We start from the raw sequence: 22,240 nt of genomic DNA on the forward strand, positions 1-22,240 counted from the left end.
TACGGATTCTACTGGCGAATCGTGCAGGCCAGCGCCATGGGGCGATCCGGCGGAAGCTACGAGACCCGCGTCACGACAGGGGCCCGGCGGCGGCCCCCGTCTGCGACGGCCCCTCCGGGCGTCTGCCGCCCCTATGCGGCGGGTCCCTGAGCGTCGTGCTGCCGAGGCGATCGGCTCTCAGCGCGGGCGGAGTGCGGTCCCTGTGCCGTCCCCGTCGCACCCCTGAGCGTGCATGTCCCTTCTCGAGGGTGGCAGCCGTCGGTCGTGTCCGGCCGGAGCGGTCCTGTACCGGGTTCTTCCTGTGGAGGGCTGACTGCCCACGGATCGAGTTCTTGTGCTGGACCGCTCGCCGGGGATCCCACGACAGGGCTCGTCCCCGTGGAGGAGGATGGGCGACAGGAGGGGATTTGAATGCGTTCAAAAATGCGGGCGCCGGTGCAACGGCAGGCGCGCGTGCGGGACCGGTTCGGCGCGGTGCTGACGGCTGCGATGTCGGTGCTGTCCGTCGAGGCGGTGATCGGGGCGATCGCGCTCCTCGTATGGGGACAGACCCAGGAGAGACCGGATGATCTTCCCTACAACGCGTTGGGGGTCCTCTTCCTGATCCTGATGGCGCCGTTCGCGGCGGCGGCCGGAGCCGTTGTCGCCGCCGTGCTCTCGATCGGCGTGGTGATGCCGCTGCTGGTCATGACCGGATGGTTCGGCCGCCGATTCTCCGGGCGCGAGGCGTGGTGGTGGGTTCCGGCGCTGGCGGCCGCCGGAACTGCCCCAACGATCCTGGCCGCAGCGGTGATCGGGGATGCCGATGTCCTGGCGGGCCTCGGCGGATGGCTCGCGGTGACGGTCGCGCTCGCCACCACGGCGCTGGTCGCCCGCAGGCTGCTGCTCCCGGACCGCCCGTGGCTCTCCGGCGGTGCGATGTTCGGGCGGGTGGCGTCGTACGGAGCACTCGCTGTCACCATCGCAGGCCTGCTCGGGATCAGCCTGTGGGCCGGAATCGGGTACGAGCCTCCGCGGCTGGGCGCGGAAGGGGTGAGCGGGACGTGGTCCGACGGAAAGGGCGGCACGCTCACCCTCACGGCGGGCGGCAAGGCCACCGCGACCCGCGTTGAGACGTTCGAGCTCGACGACTCCTTCGAAACCGTCGTGCACAAATGCACCGGCACCGGGACCTGGAAGTACGACCCGGGTGCAGGTCCCTGGTCCCAGGAGGTGGCCGTGTTCGTCGGCGACTGCCGCCTGGACACCTGGCGGGTGTTCGGCACTTCCGAGCACCCGAAGCTGTTCGTCTACATCGGCGACCCCGATAGCTCGGACCTCTACGTCCTGCAACGCCGCGACCAGGCCGTACCTTCCGGACCTCGCCCTGAGCCCGAGTCGTGACACCGCGGGCAACAGGGGCCTGCTGCCCAAGGCGAACCCGGCGGAAGCAGCCTGACGCTGAGCACGTTCACGCCTACCCTCCTGAGTACATTGCTGCGTACGCCGACACCCGGATGTCGTCAGTGCGTCGTTCGCCAAGGGCCAGGGCCTCTCTGAGCTCGCGGTTCTCGGCCTCCACCTCGCCGATCACGTGTTCGAGGTTGTCGGCGACCTGCTGGTCCATCTCGGCGACGCGGGTGTGTCGGGGCCGGTCCGTCCCATAGCCTCTGATCGGTAGCTCTCTGGAACCGAATCGGTGATGTCAGAGGCATCAAGCGCGATGTTCCGTAGAGAGAGCCGCTCCGCCTGCCGCCTCAGTACTGTGACTTCGCATGACCGACGCCGAGATCGAGATCACCGCAGACCTGGTTCGCGACCTGCTGCGTGAGCAGCATCCAGACCTTGCAGGACTGGTCATCCGCGAGGTGGCGGGCGGTTGGGGCAACCAGATGTGGCGTCTCGGGGACGAGCTGGCGGTGCGCGTGCAGCGCATGGACCCCACCCCTGAGCTTCAGCTCAAGGAGCGGCGGTGGCTACCCGTGCTGGCTCCGCGCCTTCCGCTCCCGGTGCCGACTCCGGTGCGGTTCGGCGAACCGTCCGAGCGCTTCCCCAAGCACTGGACCGTGATGACGTGGGTTCCCGGCGAGCCGCTGGACCACGGTTCGATCAGCCGCGGCGCCCACGCGGCCGACACGCTGGCGGGCTTCCTCCGGGCGCTCCATGTGGAGGCGCCCGCCGACGCTCCGATCGCTACGGACCGTGGTGCCCATCCCAGGAACTGCGCGGACGGCTTCGAGAACTTTTTCAAGGCCGTTGCCACCGATGACGTCGCTGCCGACGTCCGGGCCGTCTGGGACGACGCCGTTGCGGCCCAGGCGTGGGACGGCCCGCCGGTGTGGGTGCACGGCGACCTCCATCCCGCGAACGTCGTCGTCTCGGACGGAACGCTCTCGGGCATCGTCGACTTCGGTGACATGTTTGCCGGCGATCCGGCGTGGGACCTCGCCGCCGCGTGGGTGCTGCTCCCCGCGGGCACGGCCTCACGGTTCTTCGACATGTATGCGCATGCGGACGAGGCGGCCATCCGTCGTGCCCGCGGGCTGGCCGTCATGAAGAGCCTCTTCCTGATGCTCATGGGGCAGAACGGAGATCGGGGTCTTCCCGGCGGCAAGCCGAACTGGGGACCTGTGGGCCGGGCGGCACTTGACCGTGTCCTGAAGGGCGTTTGAGGAGGCTCCGGGTCAGGGCCTCACCTGGCGCAGTCGGTCACAGGGTCGGGGTTTGTGTGGTCCGCAGGGGTGATCCCAAAGGCTTTGCCCAGCTCAGCACCCTGCTGTCTGCGGCAAGCGCGGCGCAGGAGGTCGCGCCGAGCGGGGGCGACAGGGAGAGTCATCGCTCGTGCGGCCTCCGAACGGGCATGTTGCCCGGAAGGCGGTGCCGGCTCAGCTCGAACGTATGACCGGTGCCGACGGCGGATCGCCGGTCTGGCCGTCGGCGGTCTGGGAGCGGCAGAACAGGAGCTGCTTGGGCGAGGTGCTCGTGAACGGGGATCGATCGTAGTCCCCGTAGCGCTGCGTGACGTCGAGACCGGCCAGCCGGCAGAGCGCCAAGAGTTCCTCGGGAAAGAAGCAGCGCATGCTGACTTTCTTGGTCCGCACGCACACGCCGCCGCGCAGGTAGTCCAGCGTGAAGCGCAGTACTTGGGCGGCCGCGTCGTAGCTGGTCGTCGCTTGCACGTCGAGCCTCGCCCCGTCCCGGTCCACGACCGACTTGTGGTGGTAGGGCGACTCGGGGCGCCGGCACAGCTTGGCGATGTCGGGGTTGAACACGTCCAGGATCAGGGTCCCGCCCGGACGCAGCACGTTGCGCGCCGAGGCGAGGAACGCGACCACGGAATCCAGGTCGTGCAGGTGCTGCATCGCGTTGGTTGCCGAGAACACCAGGGCGAAGCGCCTGTCGGAGCGGATGTCTCGGCAGTCCTGTTCCAGCCACTCGACCGGCAGTCGCTCGTCCTCGGCCCGCTGACGGGCACGCGCAAGCATCGAGGGCATGATGTCCAGCCCTGTGACCTCGACACCCGCCCGCGCGATCGGCAGGGTGATGCGCCCGGTTCCGCAGGCCACCTCCAGGACCGGACCGCCCGCACGGACCGCTTGGCCGAGGAAGAACGGGATGTCGTGGGTGCGTGCGGTGAACTCCTGATCGTAGAAGTCCGCATCGTCGTATACGGCCAGGTCCTCCAGTGGCTTCATCGCGCCACCGCCGGCGTCGGGCCGAAAGCGTCGGCAAGGCTGGTCAGGACGGAGCCGGACCAACTGCTCTCCCCGAACACGCTGGCCGGCATGGCGAGCACGCCGTACTCACGCCGGAGCGTCTCCACCGGGATGTCAACCGGGAAGAAATAGTTGCCGGGACACGTTCGGCTCGCCGTGGGAATCGCCCCGAGCACCTCGTCCGGCAACCGTTCGAACAACCGCTCAGCCCGCGCGGCCAGTTCGTCGACGACCTGCCGTGGCACGTCGCCGTGCTCGGTCAGCAGGCGGTCGGCGAGCCGCAGCTGTGCCGGCGTCGGCGGATCCGCCCGGAACGCTTCGGCCGATTCGGCGTGCGCCGGACCCAGCAGGACCACGCCGAACGTGCGTGGCCACAGCCATCCCTTGGTGACCGAATGCAGCAGGACCGCACAACCGGTGTCCAGCAATCGCCGTGTGCCGGCAGCGAACGGGGCTCCCAGGTCGTAGACGCTGTCGATCAGCAGGCGGCGGCGTGGTGATTCCCGCAACCACGAAATCACCGCGGCGCACTCGGCGTCGGACAGGTACCGGCCGAGCGGCTTGCTGGGATTGGCGAGCAGCAGATATTCGGGCCGGTGGTCCGCCGGTGAACTCGGCAGGGCCGGCGCCGGCAGCGTCGGGTAGGACGCGGGCGCCAGGCCCGCGGCGCGGGCCAGCTCGAGGTAAACCGGGTACACGTCGCTGGGCAGCCACAACCGCGCGTGCACGGCGCGCAGCCGGTGGAACACCACACCGAGCCCGTGCCGGACCCCCCGACAGACCATGGCGCGGCCGGACCACTCTTCCGGCAGCTCGAAGCGCCGCAGCCAGGCTCGGGCGAGATCGCACCGGTGCACCGTACTCATATCGGTCGGCGGTTCCGGTCGCATCGGAGCAAGCGCCCGGTACACGTTGGTCTCGGCGGCGTCCAGGAGCGACGAGGAAGCACTGAGTCGCCGTTGCCGGAATTCCTGGAACTCCTTGAACCTCATGCCACCGCGCCTTCCGGCACGATCTCGCTGGCCCGGTCTTCCAGGGAGGCGTAACAGCGTCCGTCGGCCATGACGTTCCAGCTGCGGGCGATCCCGCTGGTGCGTTCCCAGAGCACGCTGGGTTCGGTGTAAGCGGCGATCCGCATCGGCCGTCCGTCCCAGCTGCCGTGGTAGACCGGCGCCCCCCAGGGCAGGCGGCTCGCCAGTTCGAAGCCGTGCTGCTCGGCGAACCGGGTGACGATGGACAGCGACACCTGGCGCTCGCGGCTCCAGACGTTGGCGGCGCGGTCGAAGTAGAGCGACTCAGTGCTGGTGGATACGTAGAGTTCTTTGAAGCAGACTTCCTCGACACCGAGCGCCGCGGCCCACGAAAGGTACTCGGCGACCTCGGCCGAGTCGGCGACGCCGCCGCGCTGGAGCACACAGATCAGCCTCATCCGCAGCCTCGGCCAGCGGTCACGTGCCACGCGCCAGGTGTCGATCACAGAGCTCACCGGCGTCCGCAGCATCATCAGCCGCTCGCTGACGGCGTCGTCCTGATGGTGCCGGGAGACCGCCAGCACGCTCAGGCCTGCGGCGCTCAGGGCTGTGAGGCGGTCGGCCCGATCAGTGTGCCGGCCCCTCGCCAGATTGTGCGCGTTGGTGATCAGGACGACCTTCGGGAAGGCCGCCGAGCAGGCGGACACCAGTCGCAGCTGCTGTTCGAACGGTATGAGCGTGGGCTCCCCGCCGCCGGTGATCACTGCACGCTCGGCACCCGCCGCACGGGCGCGCTCCAGCCACTGGGCGACCGCGTCCCACGGGACCGGTGCCGGTGCCTGGTCGCTGGAGATCGAAGCCGAGGAGAAGCAGAACGAACACCGGGCTTGGCAGGCGGAGGCGACCGGCAGAAGCGACACCGAGCGCGGTCGCGTGTCGGCATAGCGACGCTGTGCCGATCCGTGCAGGTGCAGGGAGGCCGCCATCGCATCCTCGACGGTCGTCGGGCGCAGAGTGAACTCGTCGCCCGCTTGGTCGAGCTCGTGGACTGCTGACAACCGGATACGAGCCTCGTGCAGTTCCATGCCGAGGCCGGTCGACACGTTGGGCACCAGCTTGTCGGGGTCCACCGTGGTTTCCAGCACCAGCAGCCGGTCGCCCGGAACGGCCAGACGATCCAGCAGGCGTCGCGCCTTGCCGATGCCGATTCCCAACTCCGCACGGGTCAGCAGGTGGAACCGGTCGGGATAGGTGCTCTCCGGAATCCCCGCCTTACCGTAAGCGAACGCGTACTTGTCGAAGCCCTTCGCGAAGTTGGACAGCACGATGACGTGGAAGCGCTGGTCGCCATGGGTCATGTCGCCATCATGCATCAACGGGCCCGGACGGCATGGGCCGAACTGCAGGGTTGAACCACTCGATGCCCTCTGACATCGGGCGCGGCCCCTGCGCGAGTCGGTCGAGCAGGACCTCGCGTTCGTTCATGACTGCCTCCTGTGGGACGGACGCCTCTCCGCCGCGCTGATCAGGATGTCGAGCAGCGCCGCCGGACGGGCCGCGCCTTCGGCATCGTCGGCCCAGCGGGCTCCGCGGGGATTCTCTCGATCGGTGCATGGGATCGGGACGAGACTCCGGGTCAGGGCCCCACCTGTCGCCAGTCCGTCACAGGGCCGGGGTTCGTGTGGTCCACAGGGGTGACCCAGAAGGCTCGTCCCAGCTCAGCGCTGAACTGGGCACCTGCGCGGCCGTCGCCCGAGGAGCGGCCGGTCAGCCGCCGTCCTATCCAGGGCAGCAGATGCCGGTGGGTGAAGCGGACGTCCGCGGTCCGGCGGGCGAGCCAGCCCGGCGGCGCGGTCGGCGGCGGTGGCGTCCGCCAGTCCGTGTCCTCCGCCTCGTAGCCGAGCGCCTGCCATACGGCCTCCGCCACCCGGCGGTGTCCGTCGGCCGTCAGATGCAGCCGGTCGACGTCCCACAGACGCGGGTCGGCCAGGGACGGTGCTCCGTACAGGTCGACCACGAGGGCGCGGTGCCGCGCGGCCAGCTCGTCGACGCAGGCGAACAACTCCTCCATGCGGGGCCGGAAGCGTTCGAGGACCGGGCCCTGACGGCCGGGGCTGCGCATCAGCACGAGCTGTCTGCACGACGGGGCCAAGCGCTCCACGGCCTCGGTCAGCAGGTCCCGCACGCGCCCCATGTCGCACCTGGGCCGCAGCGTGTCGTTGAGTCCGCCGACCAGCGTGATCACGTCGGCTCCCATCGCGGCGGCGGGACCCACCTGCTCGTCGACGATCTGCGCGATCAGCTTGCCCCGTACGGCAAGGTTGGCGTACCGGAATCCGGGTGTCCGCAACGCCATCCGGCTCGCGAGGACATCGGCCCAGCCGCGGTACGAGCCGTCGGGCATCACGTCCGACATGCCCTCGGTGAAGGAGTCGCCGACCGCGACCAGGCTGGCGTGGGTGGGGTTCGTCTGCATGGCGTCGTCGATGGTATCCCGCGGGGCATACCCGTCGGTCGGTCGCCCGTCGGTCGCCCGTCGGTCGGTCGCACGGCCGTCGCCCGGCCGGGCACGCACACCGCGCCCGGCCCGCGCCACCCCGCGGGTACGCGCCGGCCGGTGGTGATCGCCCGGCAGGAGTGGCGGGCGGGGCGCAGGGGCCGGCCGACCGCGTGGGCCGCCGGACGCGTGGGCCCGGCTCAGGCCGGCCGGCCGAAGAGCTCGCGGAGGACGTCCTCCATCGTCACCAGCCCCGCCAGCCTGCCGTCCGCGCCCAGGACCGCCGCCAGGTGGGTACGGCTGCCGCGCATCGCCGTGAGCACGTCGTCCAGCGGGGTGGTCTCCCGTACCCGTGCGATGGACCGCATGTCCGGCACACGGAAGGCCACATCCCGTGGGGAGGCGTCCAGCGCGTCCTTGACATGCAGATAACCGATGATCCGCCGGCCCTCGTCGACGACGGGGAAGCGCGAGAAGCCGGAGTCGGCCGACAGCCGTTCGAGCTGCTCCGGCGTGATGCCGACGTGCGCGTAGACGACGCGTTCCAGCGGCACCACCACGTCGCGCACGGGCCGCCGCCCCAGCTCCAGGGCGTCGTGCAGCCGCTCCCGGGCACGGTGGTCGATCAGACCCGCGTCGAGGGAGTCCTTGACCAGGCGTGCCAGCTCGTCGTCCGAGAAGGTGGCCGTGACCGCGTTCTTCGTCTGCACGCGCAACAGCGCGAGCAGCCCGTTCGCGAACGCGTTCACGGTGAAGATCACCGGGCGCAGCGCACGGGACAGATCGACCAGCGGCGGCCCCAGCAGCAGAGCCAGCCGCACCGGCTCAGCGAGCGCCACGTTCTTCGGCACCATCTCGCCGAGCAGCATGTGCAGATAGGTCGCCAGGGTCAGCGCGATCACGAACGACACCACGCGACCCGCGCCCGCCGGGACCCCCACCGCGTGGAACACCGGCTCCAGCAGGTGCTCGATCGCGGGTTCGGAGACCACACCGAGGACCAGGGTGCACAGGGTGATGCCGAGCTGCGCCGCCGCCAGCAGCGCCGAGACGTGTTCCAGGCCCCACAGCACTCGGCGCGCCCGCCGGTCACCCGCCTCGGCGTGCGGCTCTATCTGGCTGCGGCGGACCGAGATCAACGCGAACTCGGCGCCCACGAAGAAGGCGTTCGCGACGAGCGTCAGCAGACCGATCAGCAGCTGCACCAGGGTCACCGGTCGTCTTCCTCCCGTTCCTCCCCGGCCGGCGGCGCGTGCAGGAGGACGCGCGCGGCCCGGTGCCCCGACACCTCCAGCACATCGAGGCGCCAGCCGGCGACCTCGACCGTGTCCCGCTCGGCGGGGATGCGGCCGAGTTCCGTGGCGACGACGCCCGCCAGCGTCTCGTACGGCCCCTCGGGCACCCGCAGCCCGACGCGTGCGAGCCGGTCGACGCGGGCGGAGCCGTCGGCCGAGTACAGCGTCCGGCCGGCGGCGTCCGTGCCGGCCGGGGCCAGGTCGGGCGTCTCGTGCGGGTCGTGCTCGTCGCGCACCTCGCCGACGACCTCCTCGACGATGTCCTCCAGCGTGGCCACGCCGGCGGTGCCGCCGTACTCGTCGATGACGACGGCCATGGTGTTCCTGCCGGAGAGCCGGTCCAGCAGCCGGTCGACGGTGAGGGACTCCGGTACGAACAGCGGTTCGCGCAGAACCTGGGTGACCGAGCGGTGCGGCCGCTCCTCGGCGGGCACGGACACCACGTCCTTGATGTGTGCGATGCCGACGACCGAGTCGAGGCTGCTCCGGTAGACGGGGAAGCGGGACAGCCCCGTCGCGCGCGTCGCGTTCGCCACGTCCTCGCAGGTCGCCAGGACGTCCAGGGCCACGACCTGGACGCGCGGGGTCATCACGTTCTCCGCGGTCAAATCGGCGAGGTTGAGCGTGCGCACGAACAGTTCGGCGGTGTCCGCCTCGAGGGCGCCCGCCTTCGCCGAGTGCCGGGCGAGTGCCACCAGTTCCTGGGGGCCGCGGGCCGAGGCCAGCTCCTCGGCCGGTTCGAGGCCGAAGCGGCGGACGACGCGGTTGGCCGTGTTGTTCAGATGCGTGATGAACGGGCGGAACGCGGCGCTGAACAGGCGCTGCGGCGTGCCCACCCGCTTGGCCAGGGCCAGCGGGGAGGAGATCGCCCAGTTCTTCGGGACCAGCTCGCCGACCACCATCAGGAACAGGGTCGACAGGCCCGTGCCGATGACGAGGGCCACGGACGTCGACGCGGAGGACGACAGGCCCAGCGACGCCAGCGGGCCGGCGATCAGCTTGGCGATCGACGGCTCGGCGAGCATGCCGACCACCAGGTTGGTCACCGTGATCCCCAGCTGGGCGCCGGAGAGCTGGAACGTCAGGCTCCGTACCGCCTCGAGGGCGCCCGACGCCCCGCGCTCACCGCGCTGCGCGGCCCGTTCCAGCTCGCTTCGCTCGACCGTGGTGAGCGAGAACTCCGCCGCGACGAAGCCGCCGCAGGCGAGCGAGAGCAGGACCGCGACCAGCAGGAGGAGCACTTCGGTCATCGGGTCACCTCCGTCCCATCGTCGGGCAGGGACGCGAGGACCGCGCGATGTCGGCCACGGGGACGCTCGCCCATCGGCGGACGCTCAGGATGCTCACACCTTTCCATGGTGGGGACGACCCGGCCCTTCCATGGTAAAGGATCGGCAAAGTGATTCAGGTGGTGAGCGGCTTCACCCAGCGTCGCCACTGCTCCTGCGGCGCATAGCCCGCCGCCTGCCACGCATGGTGCGCCGTTTCGTTGCGCCGCAGCACCATCGCGTCGCCGCGGCGCCCCCCGAGCCGCACGAACCGCTCCTCCGCGGCGGCCAGCAGCGCCGAGCCGATGCCCTGGCGCCGCCGCTCCGGGTGCACCGCGAGCCGGTACAGATGGCAGCGCCAGCCGTCGAAGCCCGCGATCACCGTGCCGACCAGAGCGCCGCCCTGCTCGGCCAGGAGCAGCGCCTCGGGATCGCGGGCGACGAGCCGCTCCACGCCGTCACGGTCGTCGCTGATGCTGGTGCCTTCGGCGGCCGCCTTCCAGAAGGCCAGCACCCGGTCGAGGTCCTCGGGCCGAGCGGCCCGTATCCGCACATCGGTCATGGACCGATCCCATCACGCGCGGCGGCACCGGACCCGCCGTTCCGGCATGCGGACTGCGGACCGCTACGTGCCGCGCAGCGCCTCGATCACCGGGGCGAACGCCTCCATGAACGGCTCCAGGACGGTCAGGTACGAGAACCCGTACCGCTCGCGCTGCGCCCGCACCTGCCCGGCGATCTGCTCCACGGTGCCCGCCAGGACGATGGGCAGGGCCAGGGCCCGATCCACGGTCAGGCCCGGCACGCGGTCCGCCAGCGGCCGGACCGCGCCCTCGCGGTCCTCGGTGACCGCGACCAGCTGGATGAGCAGGTTCAGCTCGGCCGGCTCCGCACGGCCCGCCGCGAGTGCCCGGTACCGGGCCACGCGCTCGTCGAGTTCCTCGGCCGTGATCGGTGCCAGCCGCCCCGTGCGGCTCCCCGGCACGGTGCGTGCCCCCGTGAACGCCGCGATGTCGGCGTGCTCGGCGGTGAGCCCCAGCATCCGGTCGCCGTTCGCCCCGATCAGCAGCGGCACCCGCGGCTTCTGCACCGGTCGCGGCCGGAACTCCGGGGAGCCGAGCAGCCGGTCCAGTTCCTCGACCGTGCGGCGCAGATGGTCCACGCGCTCGCCCGGCGAGCCGAACGGCAGACCCGCCGTGTCGTGCTCCGCCCGGACGTAGCCGGTGCCGAGCCCCAGCTCCAGCCGGCCGCCCGTGAGCGCGTCGGTGGCCGCCACCTCGCGGGCCAACAGGGCCGGGTTCCAGAAGCCCGCGTTGAGCACGAAGGTGCCCAGCCGCGGCCGCTCGGTGGCCTCGGCGGCCGCGACCAGCGCCGGGAACGGCGCCACCATGCCGAGATGGTCGGGCACCAGGATCACGTCGTAGCCGAGCTCCTCGGCGCGGCGGCAGGTGGCCCGCCACTCCCCGGCCGGTGCGGCGCCGAGCAGATTGACGCCGAAACGGAACGGACGCGGCATGAACTCTCCCCACAGGTGAGTGACTTGAGCACGTGCCGCGATTCCATCACTCGTGTGCGATCGCCGCCAGCACATTCATGCGCGACGCACGCAACGCCGGCAGCAGGGCCGCCACCACGCCCACGACCGCCGAGCCCACCACGACCGCGACCATGGTCCCCCACGGGACCGCCAGCGCCTTCATCCCCTGCAGGGCCAGCACCTGCTGGGTGCACACGCCCCACACGAGCCCCAGCGCCAGCCCGAGGACGGCGCCGAACACGGCGATCACCACCGACTCCAGCCGGATCATGCGGCGCAGCTGCCGCCGGGCGAGGCCGATCGCGCGCAGCAGCCCGATCTCCCGGGTGCGCTCGACGACCGACAGCGCCAGGGTGTTGACCACACCGAGCACCGCGATGACGATCGCCAGGCCGAGCAGCGCGTACACCAGGTACAGCAGCACCGCGATCTGGTCGTGCACCAGCTTCTTGTAGTCGGCCTGGTCGCGGACCTGTACCTGGGGGTAGGCGTCCAGGGTGGCCGCCAGGCGGGAGCGCAGCCGGTCCTTCGGAGTACCGGGCGCGGCGTTGACGTACAACGCCGAGTCCTGCCCGGTCGGCAGGGACTTCTGCAGCGTCGCCATCCCGAAGAACAGCCCGCCCCGCATGCCGTAGCCGCCCGAGCCGCCCTGGTCGGTCAGCGCACGCACCCTCAGCTCGGTGTGGCGCCCGGCCGGGAACTGGACGGGGACGGTGCTGCCGACGCGTACGCCGTGCTCCTTCGCGAACTTCACGTCCATGGCGAGGGCCCCGTCCGCGAGTGCGGCGGCGGTGTCCCCCTGCGCATAGGTGATGTGGGCGACGTCGTCGAGCGGCTGGTCGTAGCCCGCGGCGGTCGTCTCGACGCGCTTGCCGTCCGGCAGCCGCACCGCGACCGGGGCGAACCGCTGGCGCACGACGAGGCCGACGCCGTCCGTGGCTCGGATCTTCCCGGTGACCTCCTCGGGGAACGGCTGGAAGTTGGTGTTCTGCACCACGAAGTCGGCGCCCAGCGTCTTGTCGATCTGCTGGTCGAAGGACGCCGACATGGACGCGCTCGCCACCGACATCCCGCCCACCAGCGCCAGCCCCACCATCAGGGCGGAGGCGGTGGCGCCGGTGCGGCGCGGGTTGCGCAGGGCGTTGCGCTGGCTCATGCGTCCGATCGAGCCGAACAGGGCGGGGAAGGCGCCGCCCAGCACCCGGATCACCGGCCGCACCAGCAGCGGCCCCGCGATGACGGTCGCCACGAGCGTGAGGACCACGCCGAGCCCGAGGAAGGAGGCGGCCGACGCGGTCTTGGTCGCCCCCGCGCACCCCGCCAGCGCGGCCAGGCCCAGCGCGCCCACGACGCCGCCCGCCACCGCGCGGACCTTCAGCGGCCGTCCCGCGCCGGCCACCTCGGCGTCCGTCAGGGCCGCCATGGGGGAGACGCCGGCCGCGCGGCGGGCCGGGAGGTAGGCCGCGACGAAGGTGACGCCGACCCCGACGACGTACGCCGCGACGGGAGTCGCCCAGCCGATCACCATCTCGGTGGACCTGATGTTCATGCCGAACGCGCTCATCAGCCGGATGAGCCCGGCCGCGAGCCCGATGCCGGCGGCGAGACCGAGCGTCGAGCCGACCAGGCCGAGCAGCAGCGCCTCCGTCAGCACGGAGCGGCGCACCTGGCGCCGGTCGGCGCCCAGGGCGCGCAGCAGGCCCAGTTCCCGGGTGCGCTGGGCGATCAGCATGGAGAACGTGTTGACGATGAGGAACACACCCACGAGCACGGCGATCCCGGCGAAGCCCAGCATCACGTACTTGATCACGTCGAGGAACGCGCCGAGCCGGTCGGTGTCCGACTTGGCCTGTTCGCTCGCGGTCTTCAGGTCGTAGGCGGAGGAGTGGAGCTCCGCGGCGATGCGCTGCTTGAGCCGGGCGTCGTCGACACCGGGCGCCGCGTCGACCGAGACGGCGGTGGCCAGACCGGTCCCGCCCAGCAGCCTGGTCTGGGCGGTCGGGGTGTCCAGGAAGACCAGGGCCGCGCCCGGATTGGTGGTGGTGAAGGTGGCGATCCCGACGACCCGCACCGGGAACGAGCCGGGCCGGGCGAGCACCGTCAGCGTGTCGCCGATCCGTACGTGCTTGTGCCGTGCGGTGTCCGCGTCCAGCAGCGCCTCGCCCGCACCCCGCGGCGCGTGCCCGGAGGTCAGCTCCACCGGGCTGCGGTCGGTGACGTACCAGTTCCTGGCGATGGTGGGCGCGCCGGTGGTCGGACCCACCGGATCGTTCTTGCGGTCGACGACCGTGATGTTCTCGACGACGGTGTCCACATGGGTGGCCGCGACGCCGTCGACCTCGGCGACCCGGTCGGCCAGTGCGGCCGGGAGGGTCGCGGTCGCCCCGGACGGGACCCGCGAGGTGAGGTCCTGCCTGGGACTGATGGTGACGTCGGCCGCCGTGGAGGCGAACAGCCGGTCGAAGGTCCGGGTGACCGTGTCGGAGAAGATCAGGCTGCCCGCGACGAACGCCACGGACAGGAGGACGGCCAGGGCCGAGAGCATCAGCCGTCCCTTGTGCGCGAGGAAGCTGCGCAGCGTCGCCTTCAGCACGGTCTCAGTCCTCGGTCCGGGCCGCGTCGCCGGCGGCCGCCCGTACGGTGTCGAAGCGCTTCATGCGCTCCAGCACGGCCTCGGCCGTCGGCCGTTCCATCCGGTCCACGATCCGCCCGTCCGCGAGGAACAGCACCAGGTCGGAGTGGGCCGCCGCGCCCGGGTCGTGGGTGACCATGACCACGGTCTGCCCCAGCTCGTCCACGGCCCTGCGCAGAAAGCCCAGGACCTCGAGTCCCGCCCGGGAGTCGAGGTTGCCGGTCGGTTCGTCGGCGAAGATCAGCTCGGGGCGCGAGGCGAGCGCCCGGGCGCAGGCCACCCGCTGCTGCTGACCGCCGGACAGCTGCGAGGGCCGGTGCTTGAGCCGCTCCCGCAGGCCGAGCGTGTCGATCACCTGGTCGAGCCACTTCTGGTCGGGCTTCTGACCCGCGATGTCCATGGGGAGCGTGATGTTCTCGGCCGCGTTCAGCGTCGGGATCAGGTTGAACGACTGGAACATGAAGCCGATCCGGTCCCGGCGGAGCCGGGTCAGCTCGCGGTCCTTCAGACCCGTGATCTCGGTGTCGCCGAGCCACACCTGACCGGAGGAGACCGTGTCCAGCCCCGCCAGGCAGTGCATCAGGGTGGACTTCCCCGAGCCCGAGGGGCCCATGACCGCGGTGAAGCGGCCGCGCGCGATGTCCACGTCCACCCCGTCGAGGGCGAGCACCGCCGTCTCGCCCGAGCCGTACGCCTTTGTCAGACCCCTGGCACGGGCGGCGACCCCGTCCGCTTCCGCGCGGCCACGGGCATGCTCGGCAGCAGCAGTGGACAAGACCGCCTCCTCCGTCGTGGACGTCCCCACGTCCTCGTCTCCTGGTGTGTCCCGGCCGAGCCTAGTGGGGGGCCGAGAGCACCCGGTATCCACCCGAGGTCCAGGCGCGTCTCCCCCGCAGGTCGTGCCTGTGACACCGGTGTAGGGGGCATTCTCCACCCAGCGGTGGAGCCCCGACCGGGCGCCCCCGTCGTGGGCGCCCGTCGCCCGGAGATCCCGGGTCACCGAAGGGGTGCGCTCGTCGCCACCCGGCTGCGGGCGTCCGGCACCGACCGCCGCCCCGCCCCGTACGGGGACCACGGCGCGGCCGCTCCACGACGCGTGACTACTCCTGTGGGCCGGGTCGCCAGGCGGTGCCCAGCACGCAGTACGACGTCGGCAGGCGCGGTCCGTTCTCCGGCATCAGCAGCGGCCGATGAGGGCCCAGCTCGAACCCGGCGTCGCGCAGGGCCGCGACCGGCTCGCGGGAGAGGTGGCAGCCGCCGCCGAGCGGAGGCCACACCGTGCGGTCCAGGGCGCGCTGTGTGAAGCGCATCACCGCACCGCCGCCCGCTCCGTGCTCGAAGTAGCGCAGCACGCCGCCGGGCCGCAGCACCCGCCGCAGCTCGCCGAGGGCCCGCGGCACGTCCCGCACGCTGCACAGCACCAGCGAGAGGACCGCCGCGTCGAACGCCTCGCTCTTGACCGGCAGCGCCTCCGCCGAACCCGGCACCACGTCCACGGGAACGTCCGCGCGCAGGGCCGCCTCGACGGCCATCTGCCGCAGCAGCCGCTCGGGTTCGATCGCGACGACCTCCGAGACGGTGCGCGGATAGTGGGCGAAGTTGAGGCCGTTGCCCGCGCCGATCTCGATCACCCGGCCGGAGAGGCCGGCGAGCAGCCGCTCCCGTACGGCGCCCATGCCGGCGTGTGTCTCGGCCGCCACGCTGACCCGTGCGTACCAGCGGGCGAAGAGGGGGTGGTGCACAGAGCCCCGCGACAGGGCGCGGCGGCGGGCGGACCGGAGCGGCATGGCACCTCCCGGGCTGGACGGACCTTACCCGGAGTCTCCCCCGGGCGGGCCCCGCGCATCCCCGCCGCGGGGCGTCGGGGCGGGGCGATCGCGTCCCGTCCCTACGGTGCGAACGCCGAAGCGAACGCCTGTGCGTCCCACGTCCCGCCCAGCCGGGGCGCGAGCCAGCCGGGGGCGGCGGTGCGGAAGCCGGCGGGCTGGTGCGCCCCGGCTCCCTCGGGCAGCGCCCCGAGCAGCGGTGCCCCGGCCACCACCGGAAGGTCGGCGAGGTTGCACCGCGACGCGAGGTCGGCCGCGGCGGGCCAGCTGCCGATGACGACGCCCGCCGTGCGCAGCCCTTGGCGCCGCAGTTCACGCGCCGTCAGCTCGGTCGTGTTCAGGGTGCCGAGGCCCGCCGACGCGACCACGAGCACCGGCGCCCCCAGCAGCCGTGCCGCGTCCGCGAGGGTGCCGCCCTCCTCGTCGAACCGTACGAGCAGCCCGCCCGCCCCCTCCACGAGGACGAGGTCGTGCCCGGCGGCCAGTTCGGCGGCCGCCTCCGCCACCGCGCGCGGGCGCACCGGCGGCAGACCGGAGCGCCGTGCCGCCGTCGCGGGCGCCAGCGGCTCGGGATACCGGGCCAGTTCGCGGGCCGTCACGGCACCCGAGAGCCGGGCCACCTCCCCGGCGTCACCCTGTTCCCCGGGGGCCACCCCCGTCTGCGCGGGCTTGAGCACGGCCACGGACCGTCCCGCGGCCACGGCGACCGCCGCGACGGCGGCCGTCGTGATCGTCTTGCCGACCTCGGTGCCGGTCCCCGTGATCACCAGAACAGGCATGTCAGCCCTCCCGAGCCGCCGCGCACACCGCGCGCGCGATCCGTGCCAGGTCCGCGTCGCCGGTCACGTACGGCGGCATCGTGTAGACGAGGTCGCGGAACGGCCGCAGCCACACGCCCTCGCGCACCGCGGCCCGCGTGGCCGCCGCCATGTCCACCTCGTGGTCCAGCTGGACGACGCCGATGGCGCCGAGGACCCGCACCTCGCGCACCCCGGGCAGGTCGGCAGCCTCCGCGAGCCCCTCCTCGAGACCCGCCTCGATCCGCTTGACCTCCGCCCGCCAGTCCTGGCCGAGCAGCAGGCCCACCGAGGCGCAGGCCACGGCGGCCGCCAGCGGGTTGCCCATGAACGTGGGGCCGTGCGCGAGCACCGGCACCTCGCCCCGGGAGATCCCGTCGGCCACCCGCGGTGTGCACAGCGTCGCCGCCAAGGTGAGATAGCCCCCGGTCAGCGCCTTGCCCACGCACATCACGTCCGGCGTCACCGCCGCGTGGTCGGCGGCGAACAGCGCTCCCGTGCGCCCGAACCCGGTCGCGATCTCGTCGAGGACGAGCAGCACGTCGTGTGCGTCGCAGGCCTCGCGCAGCACCCGCAGGTAGGCGGGGGAGTGGAACCGCATCCCGCCGGCCCCCTGCACCACCGGCTCGACGATCACCGCGGCCAGCTCGTCCGCGTGGCGTGCGACCAGGGCGCGCAGACGGTCGGCGTACCCCTCGTCGTAGTCGGCCGGGGGCGCGTCCGCGAACACCTGGCGGGGCAGGACGCCCCGCCACAGCTCGTGCATGCCGCCCTCGGGGTCGCACACGGACATCGGCTGCCAGGTGTCGCCGTGGTAGCCGCCGCGCCAGGTCAGCAGCCGGTGTTTGCCGGGCCGGCCGAGCGAGCGCCAGTACTGCAGGCACATCTTGACCGCGACCTCGACGGACACCGAGCCGGAGTCCGCGAGGAAGACATGCTCGAGACCGGCGGGCGAGATGTCGACGAGGAGCTTGGCCAGCCGGACGGCGGGCTCGTGGGTGAGCCCGCCGAACATCACATGGCTCATCCGCGCCAGCTGCTCCTGCGCGGCCTCGTTCAGCACCGGATGGTTGTAGCCGTGGATCGCCGACCACCACGACGACATGCCGTCGACCAACTCGCCGGAGCCGTCGGCCAGGCGCAGTCGCACCCCGCTCGCCGACGCCACGACGAGCGGCTCCTGGCGGCCGGGCATGGGGCCGTACGGGTGCCACACGTGCTGCCGGTCGAGCGCCAGCAGCTCGTCCACGGACGGATCACGCATTGGGCGCGAGATCCGTCCCCGCGCCCCGGCGGCGCACGGCGACGAGGTCCGTACGGGGCTCGCCGGCGGGCGGTACGGCCGCGGAACCGCACACCCCGCCGCCCTGGTGGGACCCGCACCCGGCGTCGTCCTGGTGCGAGCCGCAGCCGGCGCCTTCGTGGGATCCGCAGCCGCCGGATGCCGCGCGGTGCTCGGGGAGCGTGACCTGGTCCGCGCCCTCCACCTCGAACCCGGCGTCCGCGATCATCTCCAGGTCCGCCCTGCCCGCCTGGCCCTCACTGGTGAGGTAGTCGCCCAGGAAGATCGAGTTGGCCAGGTGCAGGGCCAGCGGCTGCATCGTACGGAGGTGGACCTCCCGGCCGCCCGCGAGGCGCACCTCGACGTCGGGGCACACGAACCGCACCATCGCCAGGATCCGCAGACACCGCTGCGGGGTGAGGTTCCACTCCTTGCCGAGGGGGGTGCCCTCGAACGGGATCAGGAAGTTGACCGGGACCGAGTCCGGGTCCAGCGCCCGCAGGGAGAAGACGACGTCGACCAGGTCCTCGTCGCTCTCGCCCATGCCCGCGATCAGTCCCGAGCAGGCCGACAGGCCGGCGTCGTGCGCCTTGTGCACCGTGTCGACCCGGTCGGCGTAGGTGTGGGTGCTGGTGATGTCGCCGTAGGTCGCCTCGGACGTGTTCAGGTTGTGGTTGTACGCGTCGGCGCCCGCCGCGCGCAGCCGCTCGGCCTGGCCGTCGGAGAGCAGGCCGAGGCAGGCGCACACCTCGACGCCCTCGTTCTGCTCCTTGATCGTCTTGATGGTGTCGGAGACCCGGTCCACGTCCCGGTCGGTGGGCCCGCGACCGCTCGCCACCAGACAGACGCGCTTGGCGCCGCCCGCGACGCCCGCCGCGGCGGCCTCCGACGCCTCGTCCGGCTTGAGCCAGGTGTACTTCAGGATGTCGGCCTTCGAGCCGAGCCGCTGGGAGCAGTAGGAGCAGTCCTCGGGGCACAGGCCGGACTTCAGGTTGACGAGATAGTTGAGTTTCACCCGCCGTCCGAACCAGTGGCGGCGCACCTTGCCGGCCGCGGCCACCACATCGAGCAGGTCGTCGTCGGACGTGTCGAGGACGGCCAGAGCTTCCTCGCGGGTCGGCGACTCACGCCGCAGCCCCTTGTCCACCAGGGTGTTCAGCAGGTCCATGAGAGCCGATCCTGGCGTACGGAACCGCCCCGGGCCAAGGAGGGACCACACAACGGACACGGTTCGACGTGTGGGTATTGCCACACGCTGGGTGGCCGGCCGTCCCGTTAGGGTCTGTGCACTGCCTACAAAAGCCTGGAGGACCGATGGTGTTCGGCTGGATCGACGAGCAGGCGGGAACGCGCCGTCGGGCCGGGCTCGAGCGCATCCTGCGCCCGCGTGCCGCCGACTCCCCGCTCCTCGATCTCGCGAGCAACGACTACCTGGGCCTGGCCCGCCACCCGGAGATCATCGCGGGTGCCGCGCAGGCGGCCCGGGTGTGGGGCGGCGGCGCGACCGGCTCCCGCCTCGTCACCGGCACCACGGAGCTGCATGCCGAGCTGGAGCGCGAGCTGGCCGGCTTCTGCGGCTTCGAGGCGGCCCTCGTCTTCTCCTCCGGGTACGCGGCCAATCTCGCCGCGGTCACCGCGCTCGCGCCGCACGGTTCCCTGATCGTCTCCGACGCGGGCAACCACGCCTCGCTGATCGACGGCTGCCGGCTGGCCCGTGGCACCACCCAGGTGGTCCCGCACGCCGACCCGGAGGCGGTGCGCAAGGCGCTCGGCACCCGCCCGGGACCCGCCGTCGTCGTCTCGGACACCGTCTTCTCGGTGGACGGCGACGCCGCCCCGCTGGCCGAACTGGCCGCCGTCTGCCGGAGGTCCGACGCGGGGCTGCTCGTCGACGACGCGCACGGGCTCGGCGTCCTCGGGGCCGGCGGCCGGGGCGCCCCGCACGCGGCGGGGCTCGCGGGCGCGCCCGACGTGGTGGTGACGGTGACGCTGTCGAAGTCGCTGGGCAGCCAGGGCGGTGCCGTGCTGGGTCCGGCGCGGGTGGTCGACCACCTGGTCAACGCGGCCAGGACGTTCATCTTCGACACCGGGCTGGCCCCGGCGGCGGCGGGTGCGGCGCTTGCCGCCCTGCGCCTGCTGCGCCGCGAGCCGGAGCGTGCCGAGCGGGCGCGCGAGGTGGCGACGGGCCTGCACGCCCGCCTCACGGCCGAGGGCCATGAGGCGGTGCGGCCGGATGCCGCCGTCGTCTCCGTGCGCGCGCCCTCCCCCGAGCAGGCCGTGCGGTGGGCGGCGGACTGCCGGGCGGCGGGAGTCGCCGTCGGCTGCTTCCGGCCGCCGTCGGTGCCGGACGGTGTCTCCCGGCTGCGTCTGACCGCCCGTGCGGATCTCACGGACGGGCAGATCGAGCACGCCGTACGCGTGATCGGCGAGACGCGGCCGTGAGTCGGCGGAACGGCCGTGCATCGCGCGTGGTTCGGGCGGAACGGACAGGACTCGTCCGCAGCGGTGCGGGAATATTCATCTGGGAATTGACATCGACCGCGGCCGCGGAATGGCGCGCGATCGAGCCCGCCGCGCGGAATTGATCAGATCAGTGCAGCCCGTTCAGGAACTCCTTCCAGGTGTCGGGGGTGAAGAGCAGGGCCGGTCCGGCCACGTTCTTGGAATCGCGCACGGCCACCAGCCCGGCCCAGGGCCCGGGGCCCGGACGGGCGGTCTCGACACAGTTGTTCATTCCCGTACTGCGGCTGCTGCGCAGCCACCGCACGCCGTGCACGGATGCACTGGAAGGGACATGCCGAGGCGGTGCTGACATGGTGCCTCCTTACGCAACGCCTGCCAACGCGGCGATGCACTCCAACGATTCCTCGGGTGAAAGGGCGTGGATGCGGAGCGAGTTGAAGGCCTCGCTGTAGGCCTGAAGGTCTTCTTCCCCTTCGAGATAGAGGCTACTCGTCAAGTGGTCTAGAACAACCACATCCAGATCAGACCTGCTCGGAAAGGAGAAGATAACGAAAGGCCCGGTGATGCCGATGTGCGCCCCGGCTGCGAACGGCAGGACCTGGAGTCGGACGTGGGGCAGCGCGGCGGCGTCCAGGAGCCGCCTCAGCTGCCGGGCCATGACATCCGGCCCGCCGACCTCCCGGCGCAGCACCGCCTCGTCCAGGACGGCGCTCAGCCGCAGCGGAGGCTCCGAACGCAGCACTTCCTGCCGGGCCAGCCGCACCTCCACCAGGGTGTCCAGCTCGGCCTCCTCCAGGGTGCCGACGGCGGCCCGCGTCACCGCCCTCGCGTACTCGGGCGTCTGCAGCAGTCCCGGCACCACCGAGGTCTCCAGTGTGCGCATCGTGCTCGCCTGCGACTCCAGGCTGATGAAGTCGCGGTAGGTCGGCGGCAGCACTCCGCGATACGCGTGCCACCAGTTCTGCCGGCCGCCGCCGTCCTCGGAGCCCGCCAACACCAGGAGCAGTTCCCGCAGTCCGGGGTCCTCGACGGCGTACGCGTCCAACAGGAGGCGTACGTCGGCCGGCTTGACGCCGCTGGCGCCCGTCTCGATCCGGCTCACCTTCGACTGGTGCCAGCCGACGAGTGCGGCCGCCGCACCGCTCGTGAGGCCCGACCGGGCGCGCAGGGCGCGCAGCTCGGCGCCGAGCTTGCGGCGGCGCACCGCTGGTCCGTACTGCATGGCCGACTCTCCTTCCGTGCGGCGCCCGGTTCCACGGCGACGGTAGAGGATGCGCCGGGGCCGGGCCCAAATACGCTCGGTCGTCGGAGAGTTCACCGCTTCGAGCGACAGATATATGCATATCCCGGGGGAACGCACCCGTGAGAGCCCTGGTGATGGCAGTCTGGCGCGCAGCACCAAGTCCGGGACCGCACCGGAAACCAACCGCTCCGTGTCGGACTCCGGTCCCGTGGGAAAGGGACGACGTCGCCATGGCAGATCACCAGGAAGCATCCGTCACTCTGCCGAGCGATCCCGCCTCGGTCTCCGTGGCTCGAACATATGTCGCCGACGTCCTCGCGGAATGGGGCCTGCCGAGGGATTCCGAGATCGCCGACACCGTACGCCTCATCGTCTCCGAACTCACCACGAACGCCGTGCAGCACACCCTCGGGAAGTCGCCCACCTTCACGGTCGACGTCGTGCTGGACCGGGACGAGTTACTTCGGATCGGCGTCACCGACAGCCATCCCCGCTTTCCGAGACGGCTGCCCGCGGCCGTGCAGCAGGACAACGGCCGCGGCATGGTGATCATCCGCTGGTTGACCGCGGAGTGCGGCGGCACAGTGAGCGTGCGGCCCACCAGGGAGGGCGGCAAGACGGTCGCGATCGAGCTCCCGTGGAGCACGCCGGTCCAGTCGGTCGCCGCGGGCGGGCAACGGGAGCCGTGACCGCCCGCGCCGCCGGCCGCGAGAGGCGTCGGCGGCCGGTTCCGC

At 72.0% G+C, this 22,240-nt stretch carries 21 protein-coding genes; 4 read left to right on the forward strand and 17 right to left on the reverse strand.

Features of this window, described 5'->3' with window-relative positions:
- Positions 1 to 411: 411 nt before the first annotated feature.
- A complete protein-coding gene (locus ACFYMU_RS25390; RefSeq protein WP_388377383.1) occupies positions 412 to 1,383 on the forward strand; it encodes a hypothetical protein in 972 nt (323 codons plus the stop codon).
- A 73-nt stretch (positions 1,384 to 1,456) separates the two neighbouring features.
- On the opposite strand, the gene ACFYMU_RS25395 is transcribed toward ACFYMU_RS25390, so the two are convergent.
- Positions 1,457 to 1,606, reverse strand: coding sequence for a hypothetical protein (locus tag ACFYMU_RS25395; protein WP_388377386.1), 150 nt, complete (start codon positions 1,604 to 1,606; stop codon positions 1,457 to 1,459).
- A 148-nt stretch (positions 1,607 to 1,754) separates the two neighbouring features.
- On the opposite strand from ACFYMU_RS25395, the gene ACFYMU_RS25400 reads away from it, so the two are divergent.
- On the forward strand, positions 1,755 to 2,651 hold the full coding sequence (locus ACFYMU_RS25400) for an aminoglycoside phosphotransferase family protein (RefSeq protein WP_388377389.1): 897 nt from the start codon (positions 1,755 to 1,757) through the stop codon (positions 2,649 to 2,651).
- A gap of 213 nt (positions 2,652 to 2,864) precedes the next feature.
- On the opposite strand, the gene ACFYMU_RS25405 is transcribed toward ACFYMU_RS25400, so the two are convergent.
- The 14 genes from ACFYMU_RS25405 to bioB form a co-directional block, all read right to left on the reverse strand.
- A complete protein-coding gene (locus tag ACFYMU_RS25405; RefSeq protein WP_388377392.1) occupies positions 2,865 to 3,674 on the reverse strand; it encodes a class I SAM-dependent methyltransferase in 810 nt (269 codons plus the stop codon).
- Positions 3,671 to 4,687 (reverse strand): aminotransferase class I/II-fold pyridoxal phosphate-dependent enzyme, encoded by a 1,017-nt coding sequence (locus ACFYMU_RS25410; protein WP_388377394.1) that lies wholly within the window; start codon positions 4,685 to 4,687, stop codon positions 3,671 to 3,673. Before ACFYMU_RS25410 ends, ACFYMU_RS25405 begins: the two co-directional genes overlap by 4 nt.
- Positions 4,684 to 6,024 carry a radical SAM protein gene (locus tag ACFYMU_RS25415; protein ID WP_388377397.1) on the reverse strand — a complete coding sequence of 447 codons (1,341 nt, stop codon included), beginning with the start codon at positions 6,022 to 6,024 and terminating at the stop codon, positions 4,684 to 4,686. Before ACFYMU_RS25415 ends, ACFYMU_RS25410 begins: the two co-directional genes overlap by 4 nt.
- 278 nt (positions 6,025 to 6,302) lie before the next feature.
- Complete coding sequence (locus ACFYMU_RS25420) at positions 6,303 to 7,142, reverse strand: SGNH/GDSL hydrolase family protein (protein ID WP_388377399.1); 840 nt, start codon at positions 7,140 to 7,142, stop codon at positions 6,303 to 6,305.
- A 221-nt stretch (positions 7,143 to 7,363) separates the two neighbouring features.
- The gene (locus ACFYMU_RS25425) at positions 7,364 to 8,377 is read right to left on the reverse strand and encodes a hemolysin family protein (RefSeq protein WP_388377401.1); all 1,014 of its coding nucleotides are present in this window, start codon (positions 8,375 to 8,377) and stop codon (positions 7,364 to 7,366) included.
- Complete coding sequence (locus tag ACFYMU_RS25430) at positions 8,374 to 9,708, reverse strand: hemolysin family protein (RefSeq protein ID WP_388377403.1); 1,335 nt, start codon at positions 9,706 to 9,708, stop codon at positions 8,374 to 8,376. Before ACFYMU_RS25430 ends, ACFYMU_RS25425 begins: the two co-directional genes overlap by 4 nt.
- Before the next feature lie 154 nt (positions 9,709 to 9,862).
- On the reverse strand, positions 9,863 to 10,288 hold the full coding sequence (locus ACFYMU_RS25435; RefSeq protein ID WP_388377406.1) for a GNAT family N-acetyltransferase: 426 nt from the start codon (positions 10,286 to 10,288) through the stop codon (positions 9,863 to 9,865).
- A gap of 63 nt (positions 10,289 to 10,351) precedes the next feature.
- Positions 10,352 to 11,242, reverse strand: a complete 891-nt coding sequence (locus ACFYMU_RS25440) for an LLM class F420-dependent oxidoreductase (protein ID WP_388377409.1) — start codon at positions 11,240 to 11,242, stop codon at positions 10,352 to 10,354.
- A 46-nt stretch (positions 11,243 to 11,288) separates the two neighbouring features.
- Complete coding sequence (locus ACFYMU_RS25445; protein ID WP_388377412.1) at positions 11,289 to 13,856, reverse strand: ABC transporter permease; 2,568 nt, start codon at positions 13,854 to 13,856, stop codon at positions 11,289 to 11,291.
- 4 nt (positions 13,857 to 13,860) lie between these two features.
- Positions 13,861 to 14,670, reverse strand: a complete 810-nt coding sequence (locus ACFYMU_RS25450; protein ID WP_388377415.1) for an ABC transporter ATP-binding protein — start codon at positions 14,668 to 14,670, stop codon at positions 13,861 to 13,863.
- 325 nt (positions 14,671 to 14,995) lie between these two features.
- Complete coding sequence (locus tag ACFYMU_RS25455; RefSeq protein ID WP_388377418.1) at positions 14,996 to 15,682, reverse strand: class I SAM-dependent methyltransferase; 687 nt, start codon at positions 15,680 to 15,682, stop codon at positions 14,996 to 14,998.
- A 101-nt stretch (positions 15,683 to 15,783) separates the two neighbouring features.
- Positions 15,784 to 16,500, reverse strand: coding sequence for a dethiobiotin synthase (bioD, locus tag ACFYMU_RS25460; protein ID WP_388377421.1), 717 nt, complete (start codon positions 16,498 to 16,500; stop codon positions 15,784 to 15,786).
- 1 nt (position 16,501) lies between these two features.
- On the reverse strand, positions 16,502 to 17,782 hold the full coding sequence (locus tag ACFYMU_RS25465; RefSeq protein WP_388377423.1) for an adenosylmethionine--8-amino-7-oxononanoate transaminase: 1,281 nt from the start codon (positions 17,780 to 17,782) through the stop codon (positions 16,502 to 16,504).
- Positions 17,775 to 18,968, reverse strand: coding sequence for a biotin synthase BioB (gene bioB, locus ACFYMU_RS25470; RefSeq protein ID WP_388377425.1), 1,194 nt, complete (start codon positions 18,966 to 18,968; stop codon positions 17,775 to 17,777). The genes ACFYMU_RS25465 and bioB overlap by 8 nt, the downstream gene beginning before the upstream one ends.
- A gap of 146 nt (positions 18,969 to 19,114) precedes the next feature.
- Between bioB and ACFYMU_RS25475 the strand changes: the two genes are divergently transcribed.
- Positions 19,115 to 20,242 (forward strand): 8-amino-7-oxononanoate synthase, encoded by a 1,128-nt coding sequence (locus ACFYMU_RS25475; protein ID WP_388377428.1) that lies wholly within the window; start codon positions 19,115 to 19,117, stop codon positions 20,240 to 20,242.
- A 148-nt stretch (positions 20,243 to 20,390) separates the two neighbouring features.
- Here ACFYMU_RS25475 and ACFYMU_RS25480 read toward each other — a convergent pair whose 3' ends face one another.
- Positions 20,391 to 20,615 carry a DUF397 domain-containing protein gene (locus tag ACFYMU_RS25480; RefSeq protein WP_388377431.1) on the reverse strand — a complete coding sequence of 75 codons (225 nt, stop codon included), beginning with the start codon at positions 20,613 to 20,615 and terminating at the stop codon, positions 20,391 to 20,393.
- A 9-nt stretch (positions 20,616 to 20,624) separates the two neighbouring features.
- Positions 20,625 to 21,485, reverse strand: coding sequence for a helix-turn-helix domain-containing protein (locus tag ACFYMU_RS25485; protein ID WP_388377434.1), 861 nt, complete (start codon positions 21,483 to 21,485; stop codon positions 20,625 to 20,627).
- A 251-nt stretch (positions 21,486 to 21,736) separates the two neighbouring features.
- Between ACFYMU_RS25485 and ACFYMU_RS25490 the strand changes: the two genes are divergently transcribed.
- Positions 21,737 to 22,195 (forward strand): ATP-binding protein, encoded by a 459-nt coding sequence (locus ACFYMU_RS25490; protein WP_388377437.1) that lies wholly within the window; start codon positions 21,737 to 21,739, stop codon positions 22,193 to 22,195.
- Positions 22,196 to 22,240 lie beyond the last annotated feature (45 nt).

It is taken from the genome of Streptomyces sp. NPDC007264, assembly GCF_042869095.1.
Lineage (GTDB): Bacteria > Actinomycetota > Actinomycetes > Streptomycetales > Streptomycetaceae > Streptomyces.

Bases quoted from the DNA above. Each gene is read 5' to 3' on its own strand.
- ACFYMU_RS25390 (WP_388377383.1), top strand. From the start codon at position 412: ATGCGTTCAAAAATGCGGGCGCCGGTGCAACGGCAGGCGCGCGTGCGG.
- bioB (WP_388377425.1), bottom strand. From the start codon at position 18,968: ATGGACCTGCTGAACACCCTGGTGGACAAGGGGCTGCGGCGTGAGTCG.
- ACFYMU_RS25490 (WP_388377437.1), top strand. From the start codon at position 21,737: ATGGCAGATCACCAGGAAGCATCCGTCACTCTGCCGAGCGATCCCGCC.
- ACFYMU_RS25420 (WP_388377399.1), bottom strand. From the start codon at position 7,142: ATGCAGACGAACCCCACCCACGCCAGCCTGGTCGCGGTCGGCGACTCC.
- ACFYMU_RS25440 (WP_388377409.1), bottom strand. From the start codon at position 11,242: ATGCCGCGTCCGTTCCGTTTCGGCGTCAATCTGCTCGGCGCCGCACCG.
- ACFYMU_RS25465 (WP_388377423.1), bottom strand. From the start codon at position 17,782: ATGCGTGATCCGTCCGTGGACGAGCTGCTGGCGCTCGACCGGCAGCAC.
- ACFYMU_RS25400 (WP_388377389.1), top strand. From the start codon at position 1,755: ATGACCGACGCCGAGATCGAGATCACCGCAGACCTGGTTCGCGACCTG.
- ACFYMU_RS25405 (WP_388377392.1), bottom strand. From the start codon at position 3,674: ATGAAGCCACTGGAGGACCTGGCCGTATACGACGATGCGGACTTCTAC.
- ACFYMU_RS25475 (WP_388377428.1), top strand. From the start codon at position 19,115: ATGGTGTTCGGCTGGATCGACGAGCAGGCGGGAACGCGCCGTCGGGCC.
- ACFYMU_RS25480 (WP_388377431.1), bottom strand. From the start codon at position 20,615: ATGTCAGCACCGCCTCGGCATGTCCCTTCCAGTGCATCCGTGCACGGC.
- ACFYMU_RS25410 (WP_388377394.1), bottom strand. From the start codon at position 4,687: ATGAGGTTCAAGGAGTTCCAGGAATTCCGGCAACGGCGACTCAGTGCT.
- ACFYMU_RS25395 (WP_388377386.1), bottom strand. From the start codon at position 1,606: ATGGACCAGCAGGTCGCCGACAACCTCGAACACGTGATCGGCGAGGTG.
- ACFYMU_RS25430 (WP_388377403.1), bottom strand. From the start codon at position 9,708: ATGACCGAAGTGCTCCTCCTGCTGGTCGCGGTCCTGCTCTCGCTCGCC.
- ACFYMU_RS25485 (WP_388377434.1), bottom strand. From the start codon at position 21,485: ATGCAGTACGGACCAGCGGTGCGCCGCCGCAAGCTCGGCGCCGAGCTG.
- bioD (WP_388377421.1), bottom strand. From the start codon at position 16,500: ATGCCTGTTCTGGTGATCACGGGGACCGGCACCGAGGTCGGCAAGACG.
- ACFYMU_RS25435 (WP_388377406.1), bottom strand. From the start codon at position 10,288: ATGACCGATGTGCGGATACGGGCCGCTCGGCCCGAGGACCTCGACCGG.
- ACFYMU_RS25415 (WP_388377397.1), bottom strand. From the start codon at position 6,024: ATGACCCATGGCGACCAGCGCTTCCACGTCATCGTGCTGTCCAACTTC.
- ACFYMU_RS25455 (WP_388377418.1), bottom strand. From the start codon at position 15,682: ATGCCGCTCCGGTCCGCCCGCCGCCGCGCCCTGTCGCGGGGCTCTGTG.